The following is a 20,598-nucleotide window of genomic DNA, read 5'->3' as shown; positions in this document are numbered from 1 at the left end:
AAGCTTGCCGATAAATGACTTGATGCATAAGCTCAAACTAAATCTGACAGACACAATAAAAAGTCGGTCACTGTCAGATCAGGTTTGAGCGAGTACGGTTAAGGAATATATTTTTTCACCACACCATCATCCAGCAATTGCTGGAAATGTTCGACCAGACTTTCTTTCACCGGACGATATTCCAGACCGAGTTCATCCTTACTTTTTTGGGCATTAAAGAAAATTGGATAACCCATATTGAGTTCAACAAACTTGCGGCTAAAGCCGGCCAGAGGACCAAAAATCTTGAAAGCCGTTTTTGGCAACTGGTTGCGCGGGAACGGGAATTTAGGACCAAAGGCTTCACGCAGGATTTTACCCATTTCTAGCAGGCTTAAAGTCTCACTACAGATAATATAACGGTCATGCGCTTCCGGATTAAAGGCGGCACGGATATGGGCTTCAGCAACATCCTGAACATCCACCACACCATTCCACATCGGTGGAACGCCGAGTAAAGTCATGCCATTGGCAAACTGTTGCAGAACTTCCACACTGCCTGATTGAGTATTAGGCGTTAAGGATTCCCCAAAGACCAGTGCCGGATTGATACAGATCAGGTCCCAGCGATCCTGCGCTTCCGCCATTTCCCAAGCTTTGCGTTCTGCCATGACTTTGGAATACGGATAAGGCTGATGGGTTTCTGAACTGGTGGTATTCCAGTGAGATTCATCAAAACTGGTGTGCTCGGTTTGCAAAATATCAATCGCATCGCCATATGTTGAGGCAATACTTGAGGTGACAATCACACGTTTGACGGATTCAGTTTTATTGGCACTATTCAGCACATTTTGCGTGCCCAGAATTGCTGGTTCAATAATGTCTTTAAGCGCATCCTTATAATTGGTGACCACAAAAGGCGAGGCCATATGAAAGACAATTTCACAACCTTCCATGGCCGCATCAAAAGAACCGGGCTTGAGCAAGTTGGCTTCAAACAGCTTTAGGATCCCCGGGCTGCTGTCTGCAATTTGTTCTAGGTGCGTATAACTCTGTGTTTTATTCAGATCACGTACAGTGGCATGTACGGTATAACCTTGTTTCAAAAGTTTCTGGATGACCCAACTGGCGATATAGCCAGATGCGCCGGTGACCAGAACAGGTGCTGTGCTATGTTGTAATGTCATATTTAAACCGTTGTTGTTTTAACTTCTTTCATCGTAGGCACAATTATGCATGAACCAGGCTAAACAGGTGAGTCCAAAATAAAAATAAACAACAAGATAAGTGCTTATTAATATTTACAAAAATTAACGTTTGAATATTCCAGCTTGCTGGATTGAATAAAAACGGAACGAAAAATGCAAGATGTTGTTTTATAAATGGGAATTGTCCGAATAGAGAGCGTAAATGCAAGTGCTTCTCATTTTAATTATATAAAAATCAGACATTTACCATAATTTTGCTTTTGCAAATCAAAAATCTTTTCTCCATAATAGGATGATAAAAGCAGGGAGTAATTCAAATGCGCGGTAATCCAGAAGTCGTAGATTATTTAAATATGCTGATCGGTGGCGAACTGGCTGCTCGTGATCAATACCTGATTCACTCTCGTATGTATGAAGATTGGGGTCTGACGAAAATCTTTGAACGCATCGACCATGAAATGCAGGAAGAAGCACAGCATGCAGATGCCCTGATTCGTCGTGTCCTGTTCCTTGAAGGTACGCCAAATATGCAGCGTGATGACATCGAAGTTGGTGAAAATGTGGTGACCTGCCTGAAAGCTGACCTGAAGCTTGAGTATCATGTCCGTGAAAAGCTGGCTCAAGGGGTAAAACTTTGTGAAGAGAAGGGCGATTATGTGACCCGTGACATGCTGCGCCAGCAAATGTCAGATACGGAAGAAGACCATACTTACTGGTTAGAAAAACAGTTACGTTTGATTGAGCTGATTGGTCTGCAAAACTATATCCAGTCACAAATGTAAGATATTGAATAATAAAAAACCCAGCAGATGCTGGGTTTTTTTGATTCTGTAGACTTAAGAATTGTTGTTGCTGACAATTCCGATTTTTTTTACTTCCAGACGCTGAGCCGCAGCCATCACCATCGCGATATGCTTGTATTCAGTTGCACAATCAGCCTTGATTTTAATCTGATCCTGATCGGCTTTTTGCGCCACGGTCTTGAATAAGGCTTCTAGCGCTTGGGCATTCGCCACCGGCTGATCATTCCAGAAGATCTGGCCTTGAGCATCAAGACGTAAATTCACAATCTCTGGCGGTTTTTCCTCAGTCGGTGGTGGTGTACCATTCGGCAGGTTGATATTAATCGAATTATTCGGCAACGGAATAGTGATAATAAACATAATCAGTAAGACCAGCATGACATCAATCAATGGTGTCATGTTGACGTCCAGCATTACATCATCATCTTGATTTGAGCCAACATTCATTCCCATAACTGGATTCTCCCTCAATCTTAAGGTGAAGCGGGCGGGGTCGTGACAAATGCAATCTTGCCAATACCTGCTTGCTGGGTAGTACTGATGACCTGATCAATCGCTTCAAAAGCTGTTCTTTGATCACCGCGAATATGCACTTCAGGCTGAGGACGTTTCTGGGCTTCTGCCTGTAAACGGGTCAGTAAAATTGCCTTGTCCGGAATATAGGATTCATTCCAGAAGATATCGCCATTTTTATTGACTGCCAGCTGGATATTTTCCGGCTTGGTTTCATACGGGACATTACGTTCTTCAGGCAGATCGACCGGTACGGTATGAATTGCAACCGGTACTGTAATCAGAAAGATAATCAGCAGTACTAGCATCACATCAACCAGAGGCGTGGTATTAATGGTACCAATGACCTCATCATCGCTGTCGTTTGAATTGACCATCATTCCCATGGTTGACCCCCATTTTTATTTTGTGTCGCGGTGAACAGGATTGTTTGAGCTGATTTCGCCGCTCAGTAGTACAGCATGCAGGTCAGAACCGAAGGTACGAACTTCTTCCATCACCGCTTTATTACGGCGAGTTAACCAGTTGTAGCCAAGTACTGCAGGAACTGCCACTGCCAGACCGATTGCAGTCATGATCAGTGCTTCACCGACCGGACCAGCAACTTTATCAATTGATGCCTGACCGGAGATACCAATAGCAGTCAGTGCATGGTAAATGCCCCAAACGGTACCAAACAGACCTACGAAAGGTGCAGTAGAACCGACTGTAGCAAGGAATGCCAGACCACCACTCAGATGGCTTTGAATCTTGTCGACTGCGCGTGAAATAGAAATCGTAACCCAAGTATTAAAGTCGATACGTTCAAGTAAAGTGCCGCCATGGTTTTTGGTTGACTTGATGCCTTTTTCAGCGATAAAACGATATACGCTGGCTTCATCCAGATTTTGCGCTGCATTGTCCAATGAAGAAGATTCCCAGAACTGATGTTCTGCTTCTTTGGCCTGTTTGCGAATCTTGCCTTGTTGCAAGCACTTGGTGATCATGATGTACCAGGTACCGATTGACATGATCACCAGAATGAACAGGGTCACTTTAGACACCATGTCACCTTCTTTCCACATGGCTTCCAGACCATAAGGGTTGCTGGCAGGTTTTTCAGCTGCAGCAGGTGCTGGCGGTGTAGGCTCAGCGACAGTCGCAGGAGTTGTGGTTGCCGTTTCAGTGACGGTCGTTGCAGGTGTAGGGGATTCTTCAGCAAATACGGTTTGCAAAGGTAGTAAAGTACTTGCCGCAATGACACTTGCAGCAGTGATATTTTTTAAAGTGTATCGTGCGTTTTTCATAATGAATCTCCTCATTTTGTTTTTTAATCTGTTGTCTGGATCAGTCCAAGATAAATTCGTAGGGAATGTCGTACCAAGATTCTTGTGGTTCACCATTTTTCATTGCAGGTTTGAAGGTACATAAGCTGAAAGCCTTGGACGCTGCACGGTCGAGAGAACGGCTGCCACTGGATTTTTTCACTTTGGCATCTTTCACTTTGCCGTCGGTATTCACAAAGACAGAGATCAGCACATTACCTTGCTCTTCATTCATTAATGCATCGCGCGGGTAATCTGGACGCTTACAACCCGCTTCACCTTGAGATACGCCACGTGTAACGCCAGTTGGTTGCGGTGGAGCAGCAGGCGCCGCTGCAACAACTGGAGCTGGTGCAGCTACCGGACTTGGGGATGGTGTTGTTGCAGCTACAGGCGTTGGTTCTGCAACCGGTTGAGTGACGGTTGGTGTAGGCTGTGTTTTCTGTACCGGAACCACTTTTTCTACCGGTTTAACCTCAGGAACCTGTGCCACTTTTTCTACCATTTTAGGTGGCTCAGGTGGGGTTTCTTTAGGTGGCTCTGGTTCTGGTGGTTTAATATCCTGAATAATCATCAATTCAACCGGTTCTTCTGACGGTTTGATGATGTCTTTTGCCATACCTGCCATTAGCACCAGGCCCACCAGGATATGCAAGAAAATCACGACACCAATTCCAGTCAACTTTTTGGCGGAGCTTTTTTCTATGTCTTCAAACGTTGTGCTCATCATGACTCCTGGAATTTAAGACAAACAAGAAATAACGGTTTATTTCAAAGCTGATGTAGCTGCATTATTTTTTGTTTGGCTAAAATGATATGAATACTGCAAATACAGCATGGCGCTGTATTTGCAGAAAGCTTGTCTTAGAATTTGTAAGTACCACGGATGTAGTAAGTACGACCTGTAGGATCTGAGTAACGAGGGTCATAACCGTATTGGAAGTTATCCAGAACATCAGATGCAGCAGGCTCTTCATCAAAGATGTTGAGGATACCGCCAGTCAACTCCAGGTTTTTGAAGCCTTTATAAGTTGTTGCGAAGTTATAAAGTGTGTAGTCACCCACATCACGTTCGCCAGAGTAGTCTTCATAACCACGAGTGAACTGTTGTTCAAAGATCATTTTCCAGTCTTCATAAGACCAGTTCAGGTTGGCAACATGTTTCCAGCGAACTACTGCCGGGTCTTCATATTTACCTACTAGACCAGACCATTCACCGCCTGGTTCACTTTGGTAGTCCAGATTGATCACGTAAGTACCATCAATACCGAAACCGAAACGACCAGTAGAAGTTTTAGGTGTCAGGTAGTTCAGGCTCAGGTCTACACCTGAAGTTTTTAAACCGCCAGAGTTCATCAGGGTAGTACGGATGTGCTGGATACGGCCTTCGCTATCACGTATGAAACGGTCTGCATAAAGGTCTGGATTACCAAAGATTGATGATTCACCCACTGTACCTACCAGACCATCGATCTCGATATTGAAGTAGTCAGCAGTGAGGACCAGGTTTTTGATTGGTTCAAATACTAAACCAGCAGTGAACGATGTAGATTCTTCTGGTTGCAGGTCAGGTGAACCACCTTGGGTACGCTTGAACTGGGTATTACATTCAACCTGGTATTTAGGTTCAACTGGCGTACCACCTGGACATAACACAGGGTCATTGTATTTCGCACCTGTCCAGGTTTCACTGATTGGCGCGTTGATTTCGTACAAGCTTGGTGCACGGAAACCGGTGCTATAAGATGCACGTAACATGACTTCCTTCATTGGTTCCCAACGTAGACCAACTTTCGGGTTGAAGGTATCACCGAAGTCGCTATAGTCATCATAACGGGCAGCAATTTGAGCTTCCAGACTTGGCAGGATTGGGATCTGGAATTCAGTAAAGAATGCTGTGATGTCACGATCACCCTTACTGATTGGTTTGCTCGGGTCAATACCAGAACCTGGTACTTGAGCCACGATTTCAGAGTTTACTTTCGCTTCCCAGTCCTGAGTCGTGAAGCTACCACCGAAGGCAAAGCCAACATCACCTGCAGGTAGTTCAAAAATTGGACGACTGATCGTAAAGTCTGCAGTTGTAGACTCTAAAGAGGCGATGTTAGTTTCGCCATTAATCACAAATGATTCCCAAGGGGTATCGCCTGGACGTGCTGGACCGAATGGGTTGATACGACCTTCATTCAATGCAGTTTGTAGGTTGCTACGGTGTAAGTAACCACCTGTAAATTCATCAGTTGCTTCGCTTTTCGCGTATGACACGCCTGCGTTGATATCCCAGCCTAATGCCTCACCTTCAATACCTGCAAAGAAGCGGTGTGAGTCATTGGTTGACATACTTTGACGGTTACCTGCCTGAGAACGGAGGTAAAGTTGAAGTGGATCACCGCTTAACTCGCCATCTGTAATAGCCGGAGTAATACCATTACCTGGATAGTATTGGCTGCTTGAAGGTAAAGTCACGGTACGGCCATAAACGTCTGGTGCAATTGAAGTGGATACTTCAGAACGTGTAAACACGTATTCACCAACCGCATTTAATGAATCATTAAGCTTGAATGTCCCTTTACCTAATGCAGATAGTGTTTCAACCTGTGGTTTGATCGCAATTAAAGCCTGCGTATTTAGATAACAGAAGCCGTCATCTGGAGAAGACCAAGGAACATTATTACAGTCATCTGGGTATGGGTTACCTAAATAACCAGTGGTTGGATCATAGATGTTTGCCGGGAAGCCGCTTGCAGAGCCAGCATCAATACCTAATTCAGGAATTACACCACCACGGCGGCTGACTTTACGCTGTTGAGCATGGATCTGGTTAGATTTACGGTAGTCCAAGACACCCATGACGTTAAAGCCATTTTCATCTAGGTCACCGAAACCACCGAAGATCGCAGCTTGTCGTTTCTCACCACCTGAATGTTCGGTTTCATGTAAGGCTCCGGTAACACCTAAGCCATTGTATTCAGATTTGGTGATGAAGTTGATTACCCCCGCAATCGCATCTGCACCATAAACTGCAGAAGCACCATCACGTAAAATCTCAATACGGTCAATCATCGCCATAGGGATGATGTTTAAGTTCGTACTATCTGTACTAAATGCACTATAGGCAAGACGACGGCCATTTAAAAGCACAAGTGTTTTGTCTGAGCCTAGACCACGTAAGTTGGCTGTCGAACCTGAAGTATTACTTGCACCTACGTTTTGAGCAGTAGAGAAACCAGCCTGGTTCGCGCTGACTTTTACTAAGGCTTCTTCAACAGTAGTTACACCCTGGTTCGCAAGATCTTCACCTTTGATGACGGTGATTGGTGAAGAACTTTGTGCAGCGACCCCCTTGATTGATGAACCCGTCACTGTCACTTTCTGAACTTTAGTTGGCTGTTCAGCAGATGCTGCTTCTTCGGCATGGGCCAGCGGCAGACACATCATACTTAAGCTGAGTGCGCTTAACTTGAGTAGTCTTTTGCTGACGGTTGGAGCCCCCATAGATCCGACCAATTTATTTTTTTTCATCGTAAATTTCACCCTTTTGTTATGTGAAGTAGTGCTGGGTTGATCTAAGCAAGGCGAATGCCAACTTATAAAATTTTATATTTTTATATTTTTAAGTAATTGAAAAATATTAATTTAATTGAATGAGGTTTGAATTTATTGAGCGATATTGAAGAAAAATTAAGAAGTCTGTGTATCGAATCTGAAGAAAGAAGGAAATGAGACCCCTGTCAAAGCAATAAATAAATATTTAATGAATAAGAAAGTAGTCCAAAAATGAGAGGGAAATTGAATAAAGTTTAATCATGGTGCATAATTTTTACATAAAATATACAATATTTTTATAAAATAAATTTTTTATAATACAAGTACTTGTGTTTATTTATTGTTTACCTAAAGGTATACAATAGTGCAATAAGATGAAACAGGGTTGAGTTATTTTTGTGCGAAATGAACTTTAGTGAGAATTTTAAGGGTAAAAATTTAATTAGTGATTCATGGAAAATATTATGTTATTCATAATGTTTTAAATAATTAATAAAAATAAACTTTTTTCAGTTAAAAACAGGAAGGAATCCCTATTTTTTGCAAGGATGGCATGAAATTCGCTTTGTTCAGTTTATTCCATCTGTCCAGCTTTGACGCATCCATTGAAGCAAATATGGGATGATGTATTTAAAACTTCCTATAGCAATAAAACTTCAAGATAAAGAATAGGTACAAATTTGAAATCAGCACTTTTTAGCATGACGATTTTGGCCTTGGCTATGAGCTCGGGGCAAACTGCCTGGGCAAAATCATCTGCACATCCGGATAAAGTTTTAAACCTGGCTTTCGAAGCACCTGATGACGGTTTTGATATGGTCAAAACCTATAATTTTTATAGTGGTAGCGTTGCTGAAGCTATTTTTGAGCCTTTGTTGCGTTATGACTATCTGGCGCGGCCGGCAATCTTGGCTCCAAATACAGCTGAATCTTTACCCAAGGTTGAGCAGGATGGCAAAGTTTATACCTTTAAAGTCAAGCCAGGAATTTATTTCAGTGATGATCCAGCCTTTCAGGGCAAAAAGCGTGAACTGGTGGCGCGTGATTATATCTACTCCATGCAAAGGATCATGGATCCGAAAAATCATTCTCCTTCTTTTTCCTTTATCGAAGGCAAAATTCTTGGCGCAGATCAAGTCATCCAGCAGGCCAAAAAAACGGGAAAATTTAACTATGATGCTCCGATTGCCGGTTTAAAAGCCCTAGATAAATATACCTTGCAAATTACCCTGACCCGTTCAGACCTGAACTTTCCTTACATTCTGGCCTATGTCGCTTTTGCTGGTACTGCACGCGAAGTCATCGAACATTATGGCGATCGGGTAGGTCAGCATCCAGTCGGAACAGGGGCATATCAGTTACACAAATATGTGCCGCGTAGCCGTATTGAGTTAACTGCTAATCCAAATTATCGCGGTTTTGTCTGGAACTTTAAGGGGGATGGTTCAGAGTGGGATCAACGGATTGTTAAAGCCATGCAAGGCAAGCAGATGCCACAAATTGGTAAGGTTAAAATCAGCATCATTGAAGAAGAACAGTCGCGCTGGCTGGCTTTAAAATCTGGACAATTAGACTATGACAAACTGACTGCAAGCGGTGCTGAACAGGCACTGGAAAATAAGCAGCTGAAAAGTGAATACAAGAAAAAAGGCATCCTGCATTATCCGAATAAAGAACCGGAAATCACCTATACCATCATGAACATGCGTGATCCGGTGATTGGTGGGAACTCACTGGAAAAAGTAGCACTACGCCGTGCCATTGCTTTGTCCTATAACCAGAAAGAAGCCATCCAGCAGCTATACAAGGGCCATGCGGTTAAAGCTGAAATGATTCTTCCTGAAGGCGTGGGCGGATATAACCCGAATTATAGAAGCAGCATTGCCTACAACCCATTGCTTGCCAATAAACTGCTCGATCGCTTTGACTACAAGAAAGGCGCCGACGGTTACCGCACCTTGCCTGATGGCAAACCATTGGTTTTGAAAATGAACTCGACCAGCTCAAGTTCTTCCGTCATTTCTGCGGAGCTATGGAAAAAGAACCTGGATGCAATCGGGGTAAAAGTTGAATTTAAAGTCAGTAATTTTGCCGACAATTTAAAAGAAGCCACCCAGTGCAAACACATGATGTGGGGTGGTGCCTGGATTGCAGATTATCCGGAAGGGGAAAACTTTGCCCAGTTGCTGTATGGCCCAAATGCCCAGCAAGGTAACCTGAGCTGCTATACCTCCAAAGCCTATGATGCGCTGTATCAAACTGCAATGAAACTGCCGCCTCAGCAACGTACTTCATATTATGAGCAGATGAACCGCCAGATGGAGGCCGATAATCCGTGGATTCTACACAATACCCGGGTACGCAACTGGCTGATTCACCCACAGGTACAAGGCTTTAAGGCACATCCGGTGACTAGGGCAGTTTGGCAATATCTGGATATTGAACCTATTAAAAAATAACTTGAGAAGATTAAGAACCAGTATGAATGTGAATACAAACGCTTTAAAAAAGCTGGCCAGTGGGGTTTTAATGGCCAGTTTAATGATGGCCGGTGCTGCACCCACATGGGCTGCTAATCCCGCTAATCCAAATAAAGTCTTAAAAACGGTCTTTCCCGCGGCTGAAACCGGTTTCGATCCCGGTTATATCCATGACCGATATTCGGCCAAGATTAACTCAGCGATTTTCGAAACTTTATATACCTATGATTATCTGGCCTCACCAGCGAAACTGGTGTCATTGACTGCGGTAGATATGCCTCAAGTCAGTGCAGACGGTTTGACTTATACCATTAAAGTTAAAAAGGGCATTTACTTTGCAGATGATCCGGTCTTTGGTGGTAAAAAACGTGAACTGACCGCCTATGACTATGCCTATTCTCTAAAGCGTCTCTTAGATCCAAAGCTTAATTCACCTAATAGCTGGCTGCTGGATGGTCGGATCAAAGGGCTGGAAGCATGGACAGCCATGGCGAAAAAAAATGGCAAAGTCTATGAAAATCCATTTGAAGGCATTCAGACTCCAGATCGCTATACCTTGGTACTCAAGCTGAATAATCCGGATCAGAACTTTCCGATGTTGCTGGCACATGGTCCGGCTGCCGCAGTCGCACGCGAAGTCATTGAAAAGTACAAAGACAAAGCTGGCTGGGTGATGAGTAAGCCAGTCGGTACAGGGCCTTATGTACTTAGCCGCTGGACACCGGGATCACGCATTATCTTAAAGCCGAATCCGGCCTACCGTGGTTTTGTCTGGAACTATAAAGCTAACACTGCAGAAGACCAAGCGATTGTCAGTGCGATGCAGGGCAAAAAAATGCCTCAAATCGGCACCATTGATGTGCGTGTCATTGAAGAAGCACAATCACGGATGTTGTCATTCAAGAAAAATGAACTGGATCTGGTGGAAATCGACGGCGATCTGGTCGTGCAGGCATTGGATGGTGACAAGTTAAAACCTGAGCTGGTCAAGCAAGGCATCAAGCTTTCACGCATGTTGGAGCCATCGATTAACTACCATTACTGGAATATGCAAGACCCGGTGGTGGGTGGCTTTACGCCAGAAAAAATAGCCTTACGTCGTGCGATGGCAATGGCTTTTTCTGTTGAAAACATGATTAGCGTATTACTAAAAGGAGATGGCGCAAAACTGCACATGCCTATTCCGCCAGGAGTTGCAGGCTATTCACCCGCTTATAAAACCAGTACGCTATATTCGGTCAAGGCAGCCAACATGTTGCTGGATCGCTATAACTACAAGATCGGTGCGGATGGCTGGCGGAGAACTCCTGAAGGCAAACCTCTGGTGATTGAACTGATTACGGCCAATACCAGTCGTGGTCAGCAACAGGGCGAATTCTGGAAAAAGACCCTAGATAATATTCATATCAAACTGACCAGTAAGGCCATGCCATTTGCTGAAGGCATTAAGCTGGAAAAGCAATGTAAAACCATGTTTAAAAGCTCTGCATGGATTGCCGATTATCCGGATGCTGACAACTTCATGCAGTTGTTCTATGGCAAAAACGTCAATGTCACCAATAATGCCTGTTTCAAGCATGCGGAATATGACCGTTTATATGAACAGAGTCAGAGCATGCCACCGGGTCCTGAACGGGATCTGGTTTATCGCAAAATGACCCGTATTCTAGAGGTCAATATGCCCACCATGATGCTGTATAGCACCTACCGTAATGCATTAGCGCAACCTCATGTTATTGGGCACAAGTCCCATCCGATTCTGTCCACAGAATGGATGTATATCGATATTGATACTAAAAAGTAAGAAAAAGCTGGAGATGATGATGACATTAAAACACTTGAAATTTACCACACTCTGTCTGGCGATGATCGGGGGATCTCAAACCGTCATGGCAGAGACCCAAACCCAGCTTTTGCCTTTGTTCAAGGCTGCAGAAATTCCGGCATTGTGCGATGCCAATCTGGATAAAATGCAAAAAGATATCCAGAAATTTGAAAGCCAGAAAATCAAAAATAAGGCCGAAGCCCGTCCTTATCTGGCAGCTTGGGATACATTGCAGGCATCGATTGGTGATTTTGTTTCACCTATCGGTTTATATAGCAATGTTGATCCTGATCCGGCCTTGCGTCAGGCGGCAGATGACTGTGAGCTGAAAATCAGTAAATACCTGACTTCCATGTATCAGAGTCCAAAACTGTATGCCCAGTTCAAGAAACTGAAAGCCACAGATCCGGTCGATGAGAAATTCCTGAAAGATATTCTGAATCAGTTTGAAAAAACCGGGGTACAACTCAGCGCAGAGAAGCAGAAGCGTTTGAAGGAAATTATTGAAGAAAGCACCAAACTGGGACAGGACTATTCCAAGAATGTACGTGATAACCCTGAAAAAGTTGAATTCACTGCTGCAGAACTAAAAGGTTTACCTACGAGCTATATCGCCGGTTTAAAGAAAAATGAAAAGGGCAATTATCTGCTCGGCTTCGACTATCCGGAATATCAGCCATTTATGGAGCTGGCAGAGAGTGATGAAGCACGTAAACGTTATCAGACTGCCTATACCCGTCGCGGTACCGATAAAAATCTCGAATATATGAAAAAGGCCATTGATCTGCGTTATGAACTGGCCCAGCTCTTTGATAAAGATAGTTATGCGTATGTTGCTTTAAAAGATCGTATGGCCAAAACCCCAGAAGCAGTTAACAGTTTTCTGGATGAGGTTTATGCCAAAGTTGCGCCATTAGAAAAACAGGATGTTGAAGAATTACGTCAGTTCAAGGCAGAAACTTTAAAAATTCCTTTGGAAAAAGCAGAGATTGAGCGCTGGAGCCAGGGCTACTGGAGTGAAAAACTGCGTCAGGCCAAATACAAGGTGGATCAGGAAAAACTGCGTGATTATTTCCCGACTGAAGCGGCTCAAAAATGGTTATTTGCGGTGTCTTCCGAATTATATGAGATTGAATTCAAGCCGGTAAAAGTCAAAGCCTGGCACGATGAAGTTGAATACTATGCCGTGCATGACAAAGCCACCGGTGAGTTTATGGGCGGACTTTATGTCGATAAATACCCACGTGAAGGCAAATATGGCCATGCTGCAGTCTGGGGCGTTTATGGTGGCAGCCGTTTAAATCATCGCCGTCCGGTCTCTGTTTTGGTGACCAACTTCAACCGTAAAGGTCTGAACAGTAATGAGCTAGAAACCTTTGTGCATGAAATGGGTCATGCGCTGCATGGAATTTTATCTAAGACCCGTTATACCGAGCAGTCAGGTACATCGGTAGAGCGTGACTTTGTTGAAGCACCTTCACAAATGTATGAAGAGTGGGCGCGCCGTTTCGAGACTTTATCTAAAGTAGCAGATTACTGTGAACCTGCTTGTCCTCGTGTTGATGAAGCCATGACCGAACGCTTAAAGAACGTGAAAAATTATGGTCGCGGCCTGCATTATGCCCGTCAGACCCTATATGCTCAGTACGACATGGCCCTGCACGGTAAAGATGCGAAAAGTATTGATCCATTAAAACTCTGGCAGGATATGGAAAGTAAAACTGCGTTGGGTTCTGTTCCAGGTCAGCAATTTCCAGGTCAGTTCGGGCACTTGATGGGTGGCTATCAGGCGGGTTATTACAGCTATATGTGGTCTGAAGTGCTGGCACTCGACATGTTGTCTGCTTATGGTGATCATCTGATGGATCCGAAAGTCGGCATGCACTATCGCGAGACTGTACTGGCACAAGGCGGACAAAAACCGGGCGATCAGATGGTTAAGGACTTTCTGGGCCGCGAACCGGACAGCAAAGCTTTCTTTAATGAAATTTCAGGACATTAAGTCAAGGAAGGAAAGCGATGCTGGCATATATTATTCGAAGGATTTGGCAAATGATCCCCACCATGCTGGGGGTGATTCTGCTGATATTCCTGTTATTTAACTGGGTCGGGGGAGATCCGGCCTATATCCTGGCCGGTAAAATGGCCAATGCTGAGCAGATTGAAAATATCCGCCAGCAGCTCGGGGTCGATCAACCTTATTACGTACAACTGTGGATTTTCATCCAGCAGATTTTGACCTTTGATTATGGCGTGAGCTGGAGTACCGGTGAGTCGGTATCCCAGATTATTACCACGCGTTTGGGGCCATCACTGACCATTTTGATTCCACTCACGATTCTGCAAACGATTGTTTCAATCATTCTGGCGCTCGGGGTGGCTTCAGTGCGTGGTTCGCTGACTGACCGCATGATCATGATGCTGTGTACCATCGGTATGTCGATCAGTATTCTGGTCTATATCATCGTATTCCAGTACGTCTTGGCTTATGAACTGAGCTGGTTCCCGGTACAGGGCTGGAGCGATAACTTTACTGAAAACTTATTCAAATATGCACTATTGCCAGTATTAATCATGCTGGTGGTGAGTATTGCACCGACTTTACGTCTGTACCGCAGTTTTGTTCTGGATGAAGTCAATCAGGATTATGTCCGTACCGCACGTGCCAAAGGTCTGGGCGAAAGCCGCATTCTGGGCGTGCATGTATTGCGTAATGCATCAATTCCAATCATTACCGATGTCATGGCGGGACTTCCGGCTTTACTGATCGGTGCTTTCCTGATTGAACGTTTCTTTGGTATTCCAGGCATTGGCCGTGAAGTAATTATCGCAGTTGAGCGTTCTGACTTTCCGGTGATTAAAGCGATTACGGTCTATGTTGCGGCTGCGACCATGTTATTTAACCTGATTGCCGATCTGATCTATAAATGGGTCGATCCACGTGTACAGTTGAAGTAGGTGAATTATGCTGAGTGCGATATTTAAAAAAGAGCAACATGCTTCAGCAGTGCCTGAGTCTGCTTCAACCGGATTATGGCAGCTGGCGTTGCGTCGTCTGAAACGTGACCGCATTGCGATGTTCTCCCTATTTGTGGTGCTGTTTTATCTGCTGATGTTGCTGCTTTCCATGACCGGTATGATTGCCAAGGACTGGAATAAGGAAGTGGCGGTGAGTTATGCACCCCCAAGTTTTATCTATACACCGTCTGTACCTGGAGCTGCAGGTGAAGATCAAAGTACTGAATCTGCCGTAGTGCCAGTTAATCCAGTTGATCCTTTAAAAGATGTGATTGCCGAACTGGAAGCAGAAATTGCTGCTGAACAGGGTGCAGGTGCGATTGATTATTATGGTGTAGTCGATCCACTGGCTGAAGATATGAAAGCCATTGATCAGGAATTAGGTGGTCAGTTACTGGATCAGAGTAGTGAGCTTAAACAGAGCCTATTCTTTGGCGCAGATAAATGGGGTCAGGATGTACTACTGAAAACCATTAAAGGTGCAGAAACTTCGATCTTGGTTGGCTTGATTGCTGCGCTGGTTGCAGTGGTGATTGGTACAGTACTGGGTGCGATTGCTGGCTATTTCGGTGGCTGGGTCGATGATGTGTTGAACTGGTTCTACAATATCTTTACTTCTATTCCTTATCTGTTGCTGGTGTTAGCGATTGCAGCAGTACTGCAACAAAAAGGGGTTTTATCGATTATCCTGATTTTGGGTCTGACCGGCTGGACCGGGGTGTTTCGTTTAGTTCGTGCTGAATATATGAAGCATACTGCGCGTGAATATGTACTGGCGGCTAAAGCCATCGGGGTAAGCAATATGCGCCGTATCTTCGTGCATATTTTCCCGAACGTCAGCCATATTGCGTTGGTACAAATGTCCATTCTTGCAGTGGCCTTTATTAAGTCCGAAGTGATTCTGAGCTTCCTGGGCTTTGGCGTACCGATTGGGGTAGTGTCATGGGGAAGTATGCTGAATGAAGCACAAAGCGAGCTGATTTTAGGCAAATGGTGGCAATTGACTGCGGCATCGGTGGCGATGGCGGTGCTGGTTACAGCTTTCTCAATGTTTACTGATGCATTACGTGATGCATTAGATCCAAAACTGAAATAGGAGCGCAGCGATGTCTGAAATGAATCCAAGCACAGCACCCGCGTTACTTCGCGTAGACAACCTGCGCATCAGTTTTAAAGGTGAAAATAAACAATATGTGGAAACGGTCAAAGGAATTTCATTTGAAATTCCGGCCAATACCACAGTGGCGTTAGTTGGTGAATCTGGAAGTGGTAAGTCAGTCACTTCATTGGCAGTGATGGGACTGTTGGCGCCAGAAAATTCTAAAGTCGCTGAAGACAGCCAGATCCTGTTTGAAGGGCGTGATCTGCTAAAACTCAAGTCGAGTGAAATGCGTCAGATCTGCGGCAAAGAAATTGCCATGATCTTCCAGGAACCAATGTCCTCATTGAATCCAGTGTTTACCGTGGGCATGCAGATCTCGGAAATTCTACGTCTGCATTTGGGCATGAATAAAAAGCAGGCCCGTCAAAGAACACTGGAACTTTTGCAGGAAGTCGGTATTCCTTCACCGGAAACCAAGATTGATGCTTATCCGAGTCAGTTATCTGGCGGACAGCAGCAACGGGTGATGATTGCCATGGCAATTGCCTGTGAACCGAAACTCTTGATTGCTGATGAGCCAACGACAGCACTGGATGTGACTATCCAGAAACAGATTCTGGATCTGCTTGAATCCCTGCGTCAGCGCCGTCAAATGTCGATGTTATTCATCAGTCATGACCTGGCGGTAGTTGGTGAAATTGCGGATCAGGTCATTGTAATGCGTTATGGTGAAATTCGTGAGCAAGGTTCGGTGACAGAAGTTCTGAACAATCCTCAGGATATTTATACCCAAGCCTTGTTGCATTGCCGTCCACAGCTGTCGCACCGTCCTTTGCGTTTGCCGGTGATTAGCGACTTTATGAAGCAGGATAGTCTGGCGCATGACCTGCATGCGAACACCTCTGCTCAACAGGAACGTTCTCGTGGTTTAAAAGGTAATGAAGAGATCATTCTCGATGTACGTGATCTGAAAAAATCCTTCTATAGCCGTAAAGGCCTATTTGGCAAAGATGAATTTCAGGCCGTGAAAGGGGTGTCTTTTCAGCTGGCTAAAGGCAAAACCTTAGGGCTGGTTGGTGAATCAGGTTCTGGTAAAACCACGATTGGTTTGCTTTTGATGCGTCTACAGCAGGCCACAGGCGGCAAAGCATTGTTTCAAGGCAAAGATATTTTGTCGATGACGGAAAAAGAGTTTACGGCCTATCAACGTAAAATCCAGATCATTTTCCAGAATCCGTATGCTTCACTGAATCCGCGTTTTACCGTGGGACAAATCCTGATGGAGCCGATGCAGATTCATCATATCGGCAAGGATGATGCAGAACGTAAACAGATGGCACTCGATTTACTGGAAAGGGTCAGCTTACCGGCTCAGGCCTTCTATCGTTATCCACATGAATTTTCAGGCGGCCAACGTCAGCGGATTGCAATTGCACGTTGTCTAACTTTAAAGCCTGAGATTCTGATCTGTGATGAATCAGTGTCAGCGCTGGATGTATCCGTACAGGCGCAGGTGCTGAATCTATTGCAGGATTTGCAGGATGAATTTGGTCTGAGTTATATCTTTATTTCGCATGATTTGTCAGTGGTGAAATATATTTCTGATCAAATCATGGTGCTAAATCATGGTGATCTGGTGGAAATTGCTAACTCAGATGACCTGTATCAATCTCCACAGCATGATTATACCAAGCGTCTGTTAAGTGCGATTCCACAGGGTATTCCGCAGTAATTTACTGAAATAAGAAGTAAAAAATGCCCACATTGCTGGGCATTTTTATGACGGGAATTCACTTTCAGGAAATAGGAAGGAGATACTCGCCTTTTATATCGGGTTCTATTGAGAAGACCAGGGATAGATAAAATTGAGTTATTATTATTCTTTCAAAAAAAAGAGCCACCGAAGTGACTCTCTCTTATTCAAAGCTTAGAACTTTTTAAAGCCTTTATTCGCACCATATAAACCGCGTGGTGCATTGCCTTCACGATTTTCGCGGCGACCAAACTGGTTGTCTTCACGGTTGTCACGACGTGCAAACTGGGTGCCATTCTGGTTTTCACGACGACCAAAGCCCTGATCATCGCGACGTTCACGATTGTTGTATTGCGGCTGCTGCTCATCGGTATCACGGCGTTGCTGACGCAGGTAACCACCACGGCGCGCTGCCATTGGTTTTTCCTGCATACGTTCGTTACGACGTTTCGCCATACCAAATAAGCCGGTACCTTGACGCGGTTTCAGCTCAACTGATTTGGTCAGGTTATCGATATCCTGTTTATCCAGTTCAATCCAGCGACCTGTACGAAGTTCACGTGGCAGAATCACGGTACCGTAACGAGTACGTAATAAACGGCTGACTTTCAGGCCTTGTGATTCAAAGATACGACGAACCTCACGGTTACGACCTTCTTTCACGACAACTTGATACCAACGGTTGATCCCGTCACCACCCAGTTCAGAGAATGATTCAAACTTCGCAGGACCATCATCTAGCACCACGCCTTTCAGCATGTTGTTTTTCAGTTGTGGAGTCACTTCACCCATGACACGAACCGCATATTCACGTTCGATTTCATTGGATGGGTGCATTAAACGATTCGCTAGTTCACCGTCATTTGTAAACAGCAACAGACCGGTCGAGTTAATATCCAGACGGCCGACCATGACCCAGCGATCGCCTTGAATTGATGGCAGGTTGTCAAATACTGTTGGACGCTGTTCAGGATCGTTACGTGAACAGATTTCGCCTTCTGGCTTGTAATAAATCAGTACGCGACGACGGATTTCGTCTTCGATCTGGAACTGCACTTTACGACCATCGATGCGAAGCTCATCACCTGGTTCGATTCGTTCACCCACTTGGGCAACCTGCCCATTTACACTCACACGACCTGCGGCAATGACTTCTTCCATATAACGGCGAGAACCCAAACCAACACGTGCAAGCACCTTTTGCAACTTTTCACTCATGACAGCATAACCTTAGAAATAATTATTCAACAGTTCACCTATTTATGACTTCGGTGCATTCGCATCGAGCGCCATAAAAGCTTCCTTGGCATCCTGCAGGGGAGGCAATTGGCCTAAAGAATTTAAGCCAAACGCATTTAAAAATTGTGGCGTTGTCACTAACAACGCAGGTCTTCCAGGGAGTTCACGAAAGCCAGATTCTTTAATCCAGTTCCAGTCAAACAGTGTACGCAAAATCTGACTGTTATTCGTGACACCACGAATTTGTTCAATATCAGCTCGGGTCACTGGCTGATGATAAGCAATCACCGCAAGCATCTCCAGTAATGAAGGTGACAGGCGTGTCGGTCGCTCAGGCCAGGTCTGTGCAATAATATTACGATATTTTACACGCACTTGAAAACGGTAACCTTGCACAGTTTCAACCAGTTCAATAGAACGGCCATGCATTAGCATGGAAAGCTGCTGTAAATACTGGCGCAACTCCTGCTTACTATAGCGATCTTGAAATGCTTCTTTCAGTCGAGCTAAGGAAACAGGGGAATCACTGGCAAAAATAATGGCTTCCAGCTGCATCAGAATTTCATGTAGATTATCTTCCGCAGACAAGGAGGTATTGTGTTCTGTGTTCATGCATGTGCTCCTTGAATTGCGAGCGGTGCCTCAATGCCTGAGGCAATAATTTGAATTTTTTGCTGGCGGGTAAGTTCTAGTACGGCCATAAAGGTCACGACTACACCCATGCGTCCCTGACTTGGCTTGAGTAAGTTATCAAAAGACAAGACTTCACCGGATTCCAGACAGCTTTCAATATAGGCAATCCGCTCTTCCAGTAATACCGGTTCCTGTTGTACTTGATGAATGACCGGTTCAGGGCGGTTAAAGACACAAAGCAAGGCATCGCGCAGCAGATCAGCACTATGACCTTCATTGGGCTGGATAAACTCGCCTAGGTGAACATTGGCCTGAAAGGTATCGCGTTCCAGAATCGACATCTGACCCAGACGTTCTGCAGCCTGCTTAATCCGTAAATAATTTTCCAGACGCTCAATCAGATCCTGTTTTGGATCCTGTTCAACCGCAGCCACGCTTTTCGGTTTAGGCAGCAATAAACGGGATTTGAGATCGGCCAGTAAAGCAGCCATCACCATATAATCCGCGGTTAGCTCAATATTCAGGGATTTCATCGCATCCATATAGGACAGATATTGGGAGGCAATCGGCGCGATATCAACCTGTAACAGGTCAAAACCATTTTTCTGGATCAGGTAGATTAAAAAGTCGAGGGGGCCTTCAAAATGTTCTAACAGAATTTCAAACGCTGCTGGAGGAATATACAGATCCTCTGGAATCGTATTTTGCCATTCATCCAGAACCCGGATGTTTGGAGCAGATTCCATAGCGTTATGGGGCATTTGAGTCATTACAATTATAAGCCACGCGAATTTTCAAAGGCATGAAATGGCTTACTCCCCGAGCTCTTGTCAGGAGAAAAAGCACATAATTTAGTATTTGGCATTGTACTGGAAAATTGTCGTTAAATAAAATAGATATGCATTCAAAAGCAAAAAAACCATATTTATTTAAGGGGAAATTTTATTTTTTTAATTGGGTAAAACGCATAAGTCTGATATTAAACAGCATATTAGCTAAAATTAAATGCAATATAGCCTGGGTGGCTTAAGAAACTGTAACTTCATATAGAGAATTTTTAAAAGATTCTCAGCACCTATTAAATAATGACTGAGTTAAAGCTCATCAGGGAATATGTGATAAAAATAAGAAAAAACAGTTATCTATCGCCTAAAAAATAAACTAATATAGCCAAAAAAATATTGATAAATAATAA

General features: G+C 44.3%; 16 protein-coding genes. 7 read left to right on the top strand and 9 right to left on the bottom strand.

From position 1 onward, the window contains the following. Positions 1-98: 98 nt before the first annotated feature. The gene (locus tag B3143_RS10615) at positions 99-1,166 is read right to left on the bottom strand and encodes an SDR family oxidoreductase (RefSeq protein ID WP_175966790.1); all 1,068 of its coding nucleotides are present in this window, start codon (positions 1,164-1,166) and stop codon (positions 99-101) included. 338 nt (positions 1,167-1,504) lie between these two features. On the opposite strand from B3143_RS10615, the gene ftn reads away from it, so the two are divergent. Then, the gene (gene ftn, locus B3143_RS10610; RefSeq protein WP_214001541.1) at positions 1,505-1,969 is read left to right on the top strand and encodes a heteropolymeric bacterioferritin subunit Ftn; all 465 of its coding nucleotides are present in this window, start codon (positions 1,505-1,507) and stop codon (positions 1,967-1,969) included. Between the two features lie 54 nt (positions 1,970-2,023). Here the strand turns inward: ftn and B3143_RS10605 are convergent, their stop codons facing one another. From B3143_RS10605 to B3143_RS10585, 5 genes are all read right to left on the bottom strand, one after another. Further along, positions 2,024-2,443 carry an ExbD/TolR family protein gene (locus tag B3143_RS10605; protein WP_286740430.1) on the bottom strand — a complete coding sequence of 140 codons (420 nt, stop codon included), beginning with the start codon at positions 2,441-2,443 and terminating at the stop codon, positions 2,024-2,026. Between the two features lie 20 nt (positions 2,444-2,463). After that, positions 2,464-2,889 (bottom strand): ExbD/TolR family protein, encoded by a 426-nt coding sequence (locus B3143_RS10600; RefSeq protein WP_005234255.1) that lies wholly within the window; start codon positions 2,887-2,889, stop codon positions 2,464-2,466. Positions 2,890-2,904: 15 nt separating this feature from the next. Next, positions 2,905-3,789 (bottom strand): MotA/TolQ/ExbB proton channel family protein, encoded by an 885-nt coding sequence (locus B3143_RS10595; RefSeq protein WP_175966794.1) that lies wholly within the window; start codon positions 3,787-3,789, stop codon positions 2,905-2,907. A gap of 40 nt (positions 3,790-3,829) precedes the next feature. After that, positions 3,830-4,534, bottom strand: a complete 705-nt coding sequence (locus B3143_RS10590; protein ID WP_214001540.1) for an energy transducer TonB — start codon at positions 4,532-4,534, stop codon at positions 3,830-3,832. Positions 4,535-4,671: 137 nt separating this feature from the next. Then, positions 4,672-7,329: a TonB-dependent receptor gene (locus B3143_RS10585; RefSeq protein ID WP_214001539.1), complete on the bottom strand. Its 2,658-nt coding sequence runs from the start codon at positions 7,327-7,329 to the stop codon at positions 4,672-4,674. A gap of 725 nt (positions 7,330-8,054) precedes the next feature. Here B3143_RS10585 and B3143_RS10580 point away from each other — a divergent pair. From B3143_RS10580 to B3143_RS10555, 6 genes are read left to right on the top strand one after another with little or no spacing between them, the layout of a single operon-like run. Then, positions 8,055-9,812: an ABC transporter substrate-binding protein gene (locus tag B3143_RS10580; protein WP_214002322.1), complete on the top strand. Its 1,758-nt coding sequence runs from the start codon at positions 8,055-8,057 to the stop codon at positions 9,810-9,812. 22 nt (positions 9,813-9,834) lie between these two features. Then, positions 9,835-11,637: an ABC transporter substrate-binding protein gene (locus B3143_RS10575; RefSeq protein WP_214001538.1), complete on the top strand. Its 1,803-nt coding sequence runs from the start codon at positions 9,835-9,837 to the stop codon at positions 11,635-11,637. A gap of 19 nt (positions 11,638-11,656) precedes the next feature. Continuing rightward, on the top strand, positions 11,657-13,660 hold the full coding sequence (locus B3143_RS10570) for a M3 family metallopeptidase (protein WP_214001537.1): 2,004 nt from the start codon (positions 11,657-11,659) through the stop codon (positions 13,658-13,660). Positions 13,661-13,677: 17 nt separating this feature from the next. Beyond that, positions 13,678-14,616: an ABC transporter permease gene (locus tag B3143_RS10565; RefSeq protein ID WP_004783323.1), complete on the top strand. Its 939-nt coding sequence runs from the start codon at positions 13,678-13,680 to the stop codon at positions 14,614-14,616. Between the two features lie 7 nt (positions 14,617-14,623). Beyond that, positions 14,624-15,772: an ABC transporter permease gene (locus tag B3143_RS10560; protein WP_214001536.1), complete on the top strand. Its 1,149-nt coding sequence runs from the start codon at positions 14,624-14,626 to the stop codon at positions 15,770-15,772. A 10-nt stretch (positions 15,773-15,782) separates the two neighbouring features. Then, positions 15,783-17,510: an ABC transporter ATP-binding protein gene (locus B3143_RS10555; RefSeq protein ID WP_214001535.1), complete on the top strand. Its 1,728-nt coding sequence runs from the start codon at positions 15,783-15,785 to the stop codon at positions 17,508-17,510. Between the two features lie 195 nt (positions 17,511-17,705). Here the strand turns inward: B3143_RS10555 and rluB are convergent, their stop codons facing one another. Genes rluB through B3143_RS10540 form a run of 3 tightly spaced genes read right to left on the bottom strand, consistent with a single transcriptional unit; the run spans position 17,706 to position 20,173 of the window. Then, positions 17,706-18,749: a 23S rRNA pseudouridine(2605) synthase RluB gene (rluB, locus tag B3143_RS10550; RefSeq protein ID WP_214001534.1), complete on the bottom strand. Its 1,044-nt coding sequence runs from the start codon at positions 18,747-18,749 to the stop codon at positions 17,706-17,708. 42 nt (positions 18,750-18,791) lie between these two features. Beyond that, a complete protein-coding gene (scpB, locus tag B3143_RS10545) occupies positions 18,792-19,382 on the bottom strand; it encodes an SMC-Scp complex subunit ScpB (protein ID WP_214001533.1) in 591 nt (196 codons plus the stop codon). Then, entirely contained in the window at positions 19,379-20,173 is a 795-nt protein-coding gene (locus B3143_RS10540; RefSeq protein WP_214001532.1) for a segregation and condensation protein A, read from the bottom strand. Before B3143_RS10540 ends, scpB begins: the two co-directional genes overlap by 4 nt. Between the last annotated feature and the right edge of the window lie 425 nt (positions 20,174-20,598).

Origin of the sequence: Acinetobacter sp. UBA1496 (assembly GCF_002324975.1) — a bacterium.
In the GTDB taxonomy this organism is placed as follows: Bacteria; Pseudomonadota; Gammaproteobacteria; order Pseudomonadales; family Moraxellaceae; genus Acinetobacter; species Acinetobacter variabilis.
The sequence above is the reverse complement of the archived record's forward strand: the minus strand, read 5'-3'. Positions and strand labels throughout refer to the sequence as shown.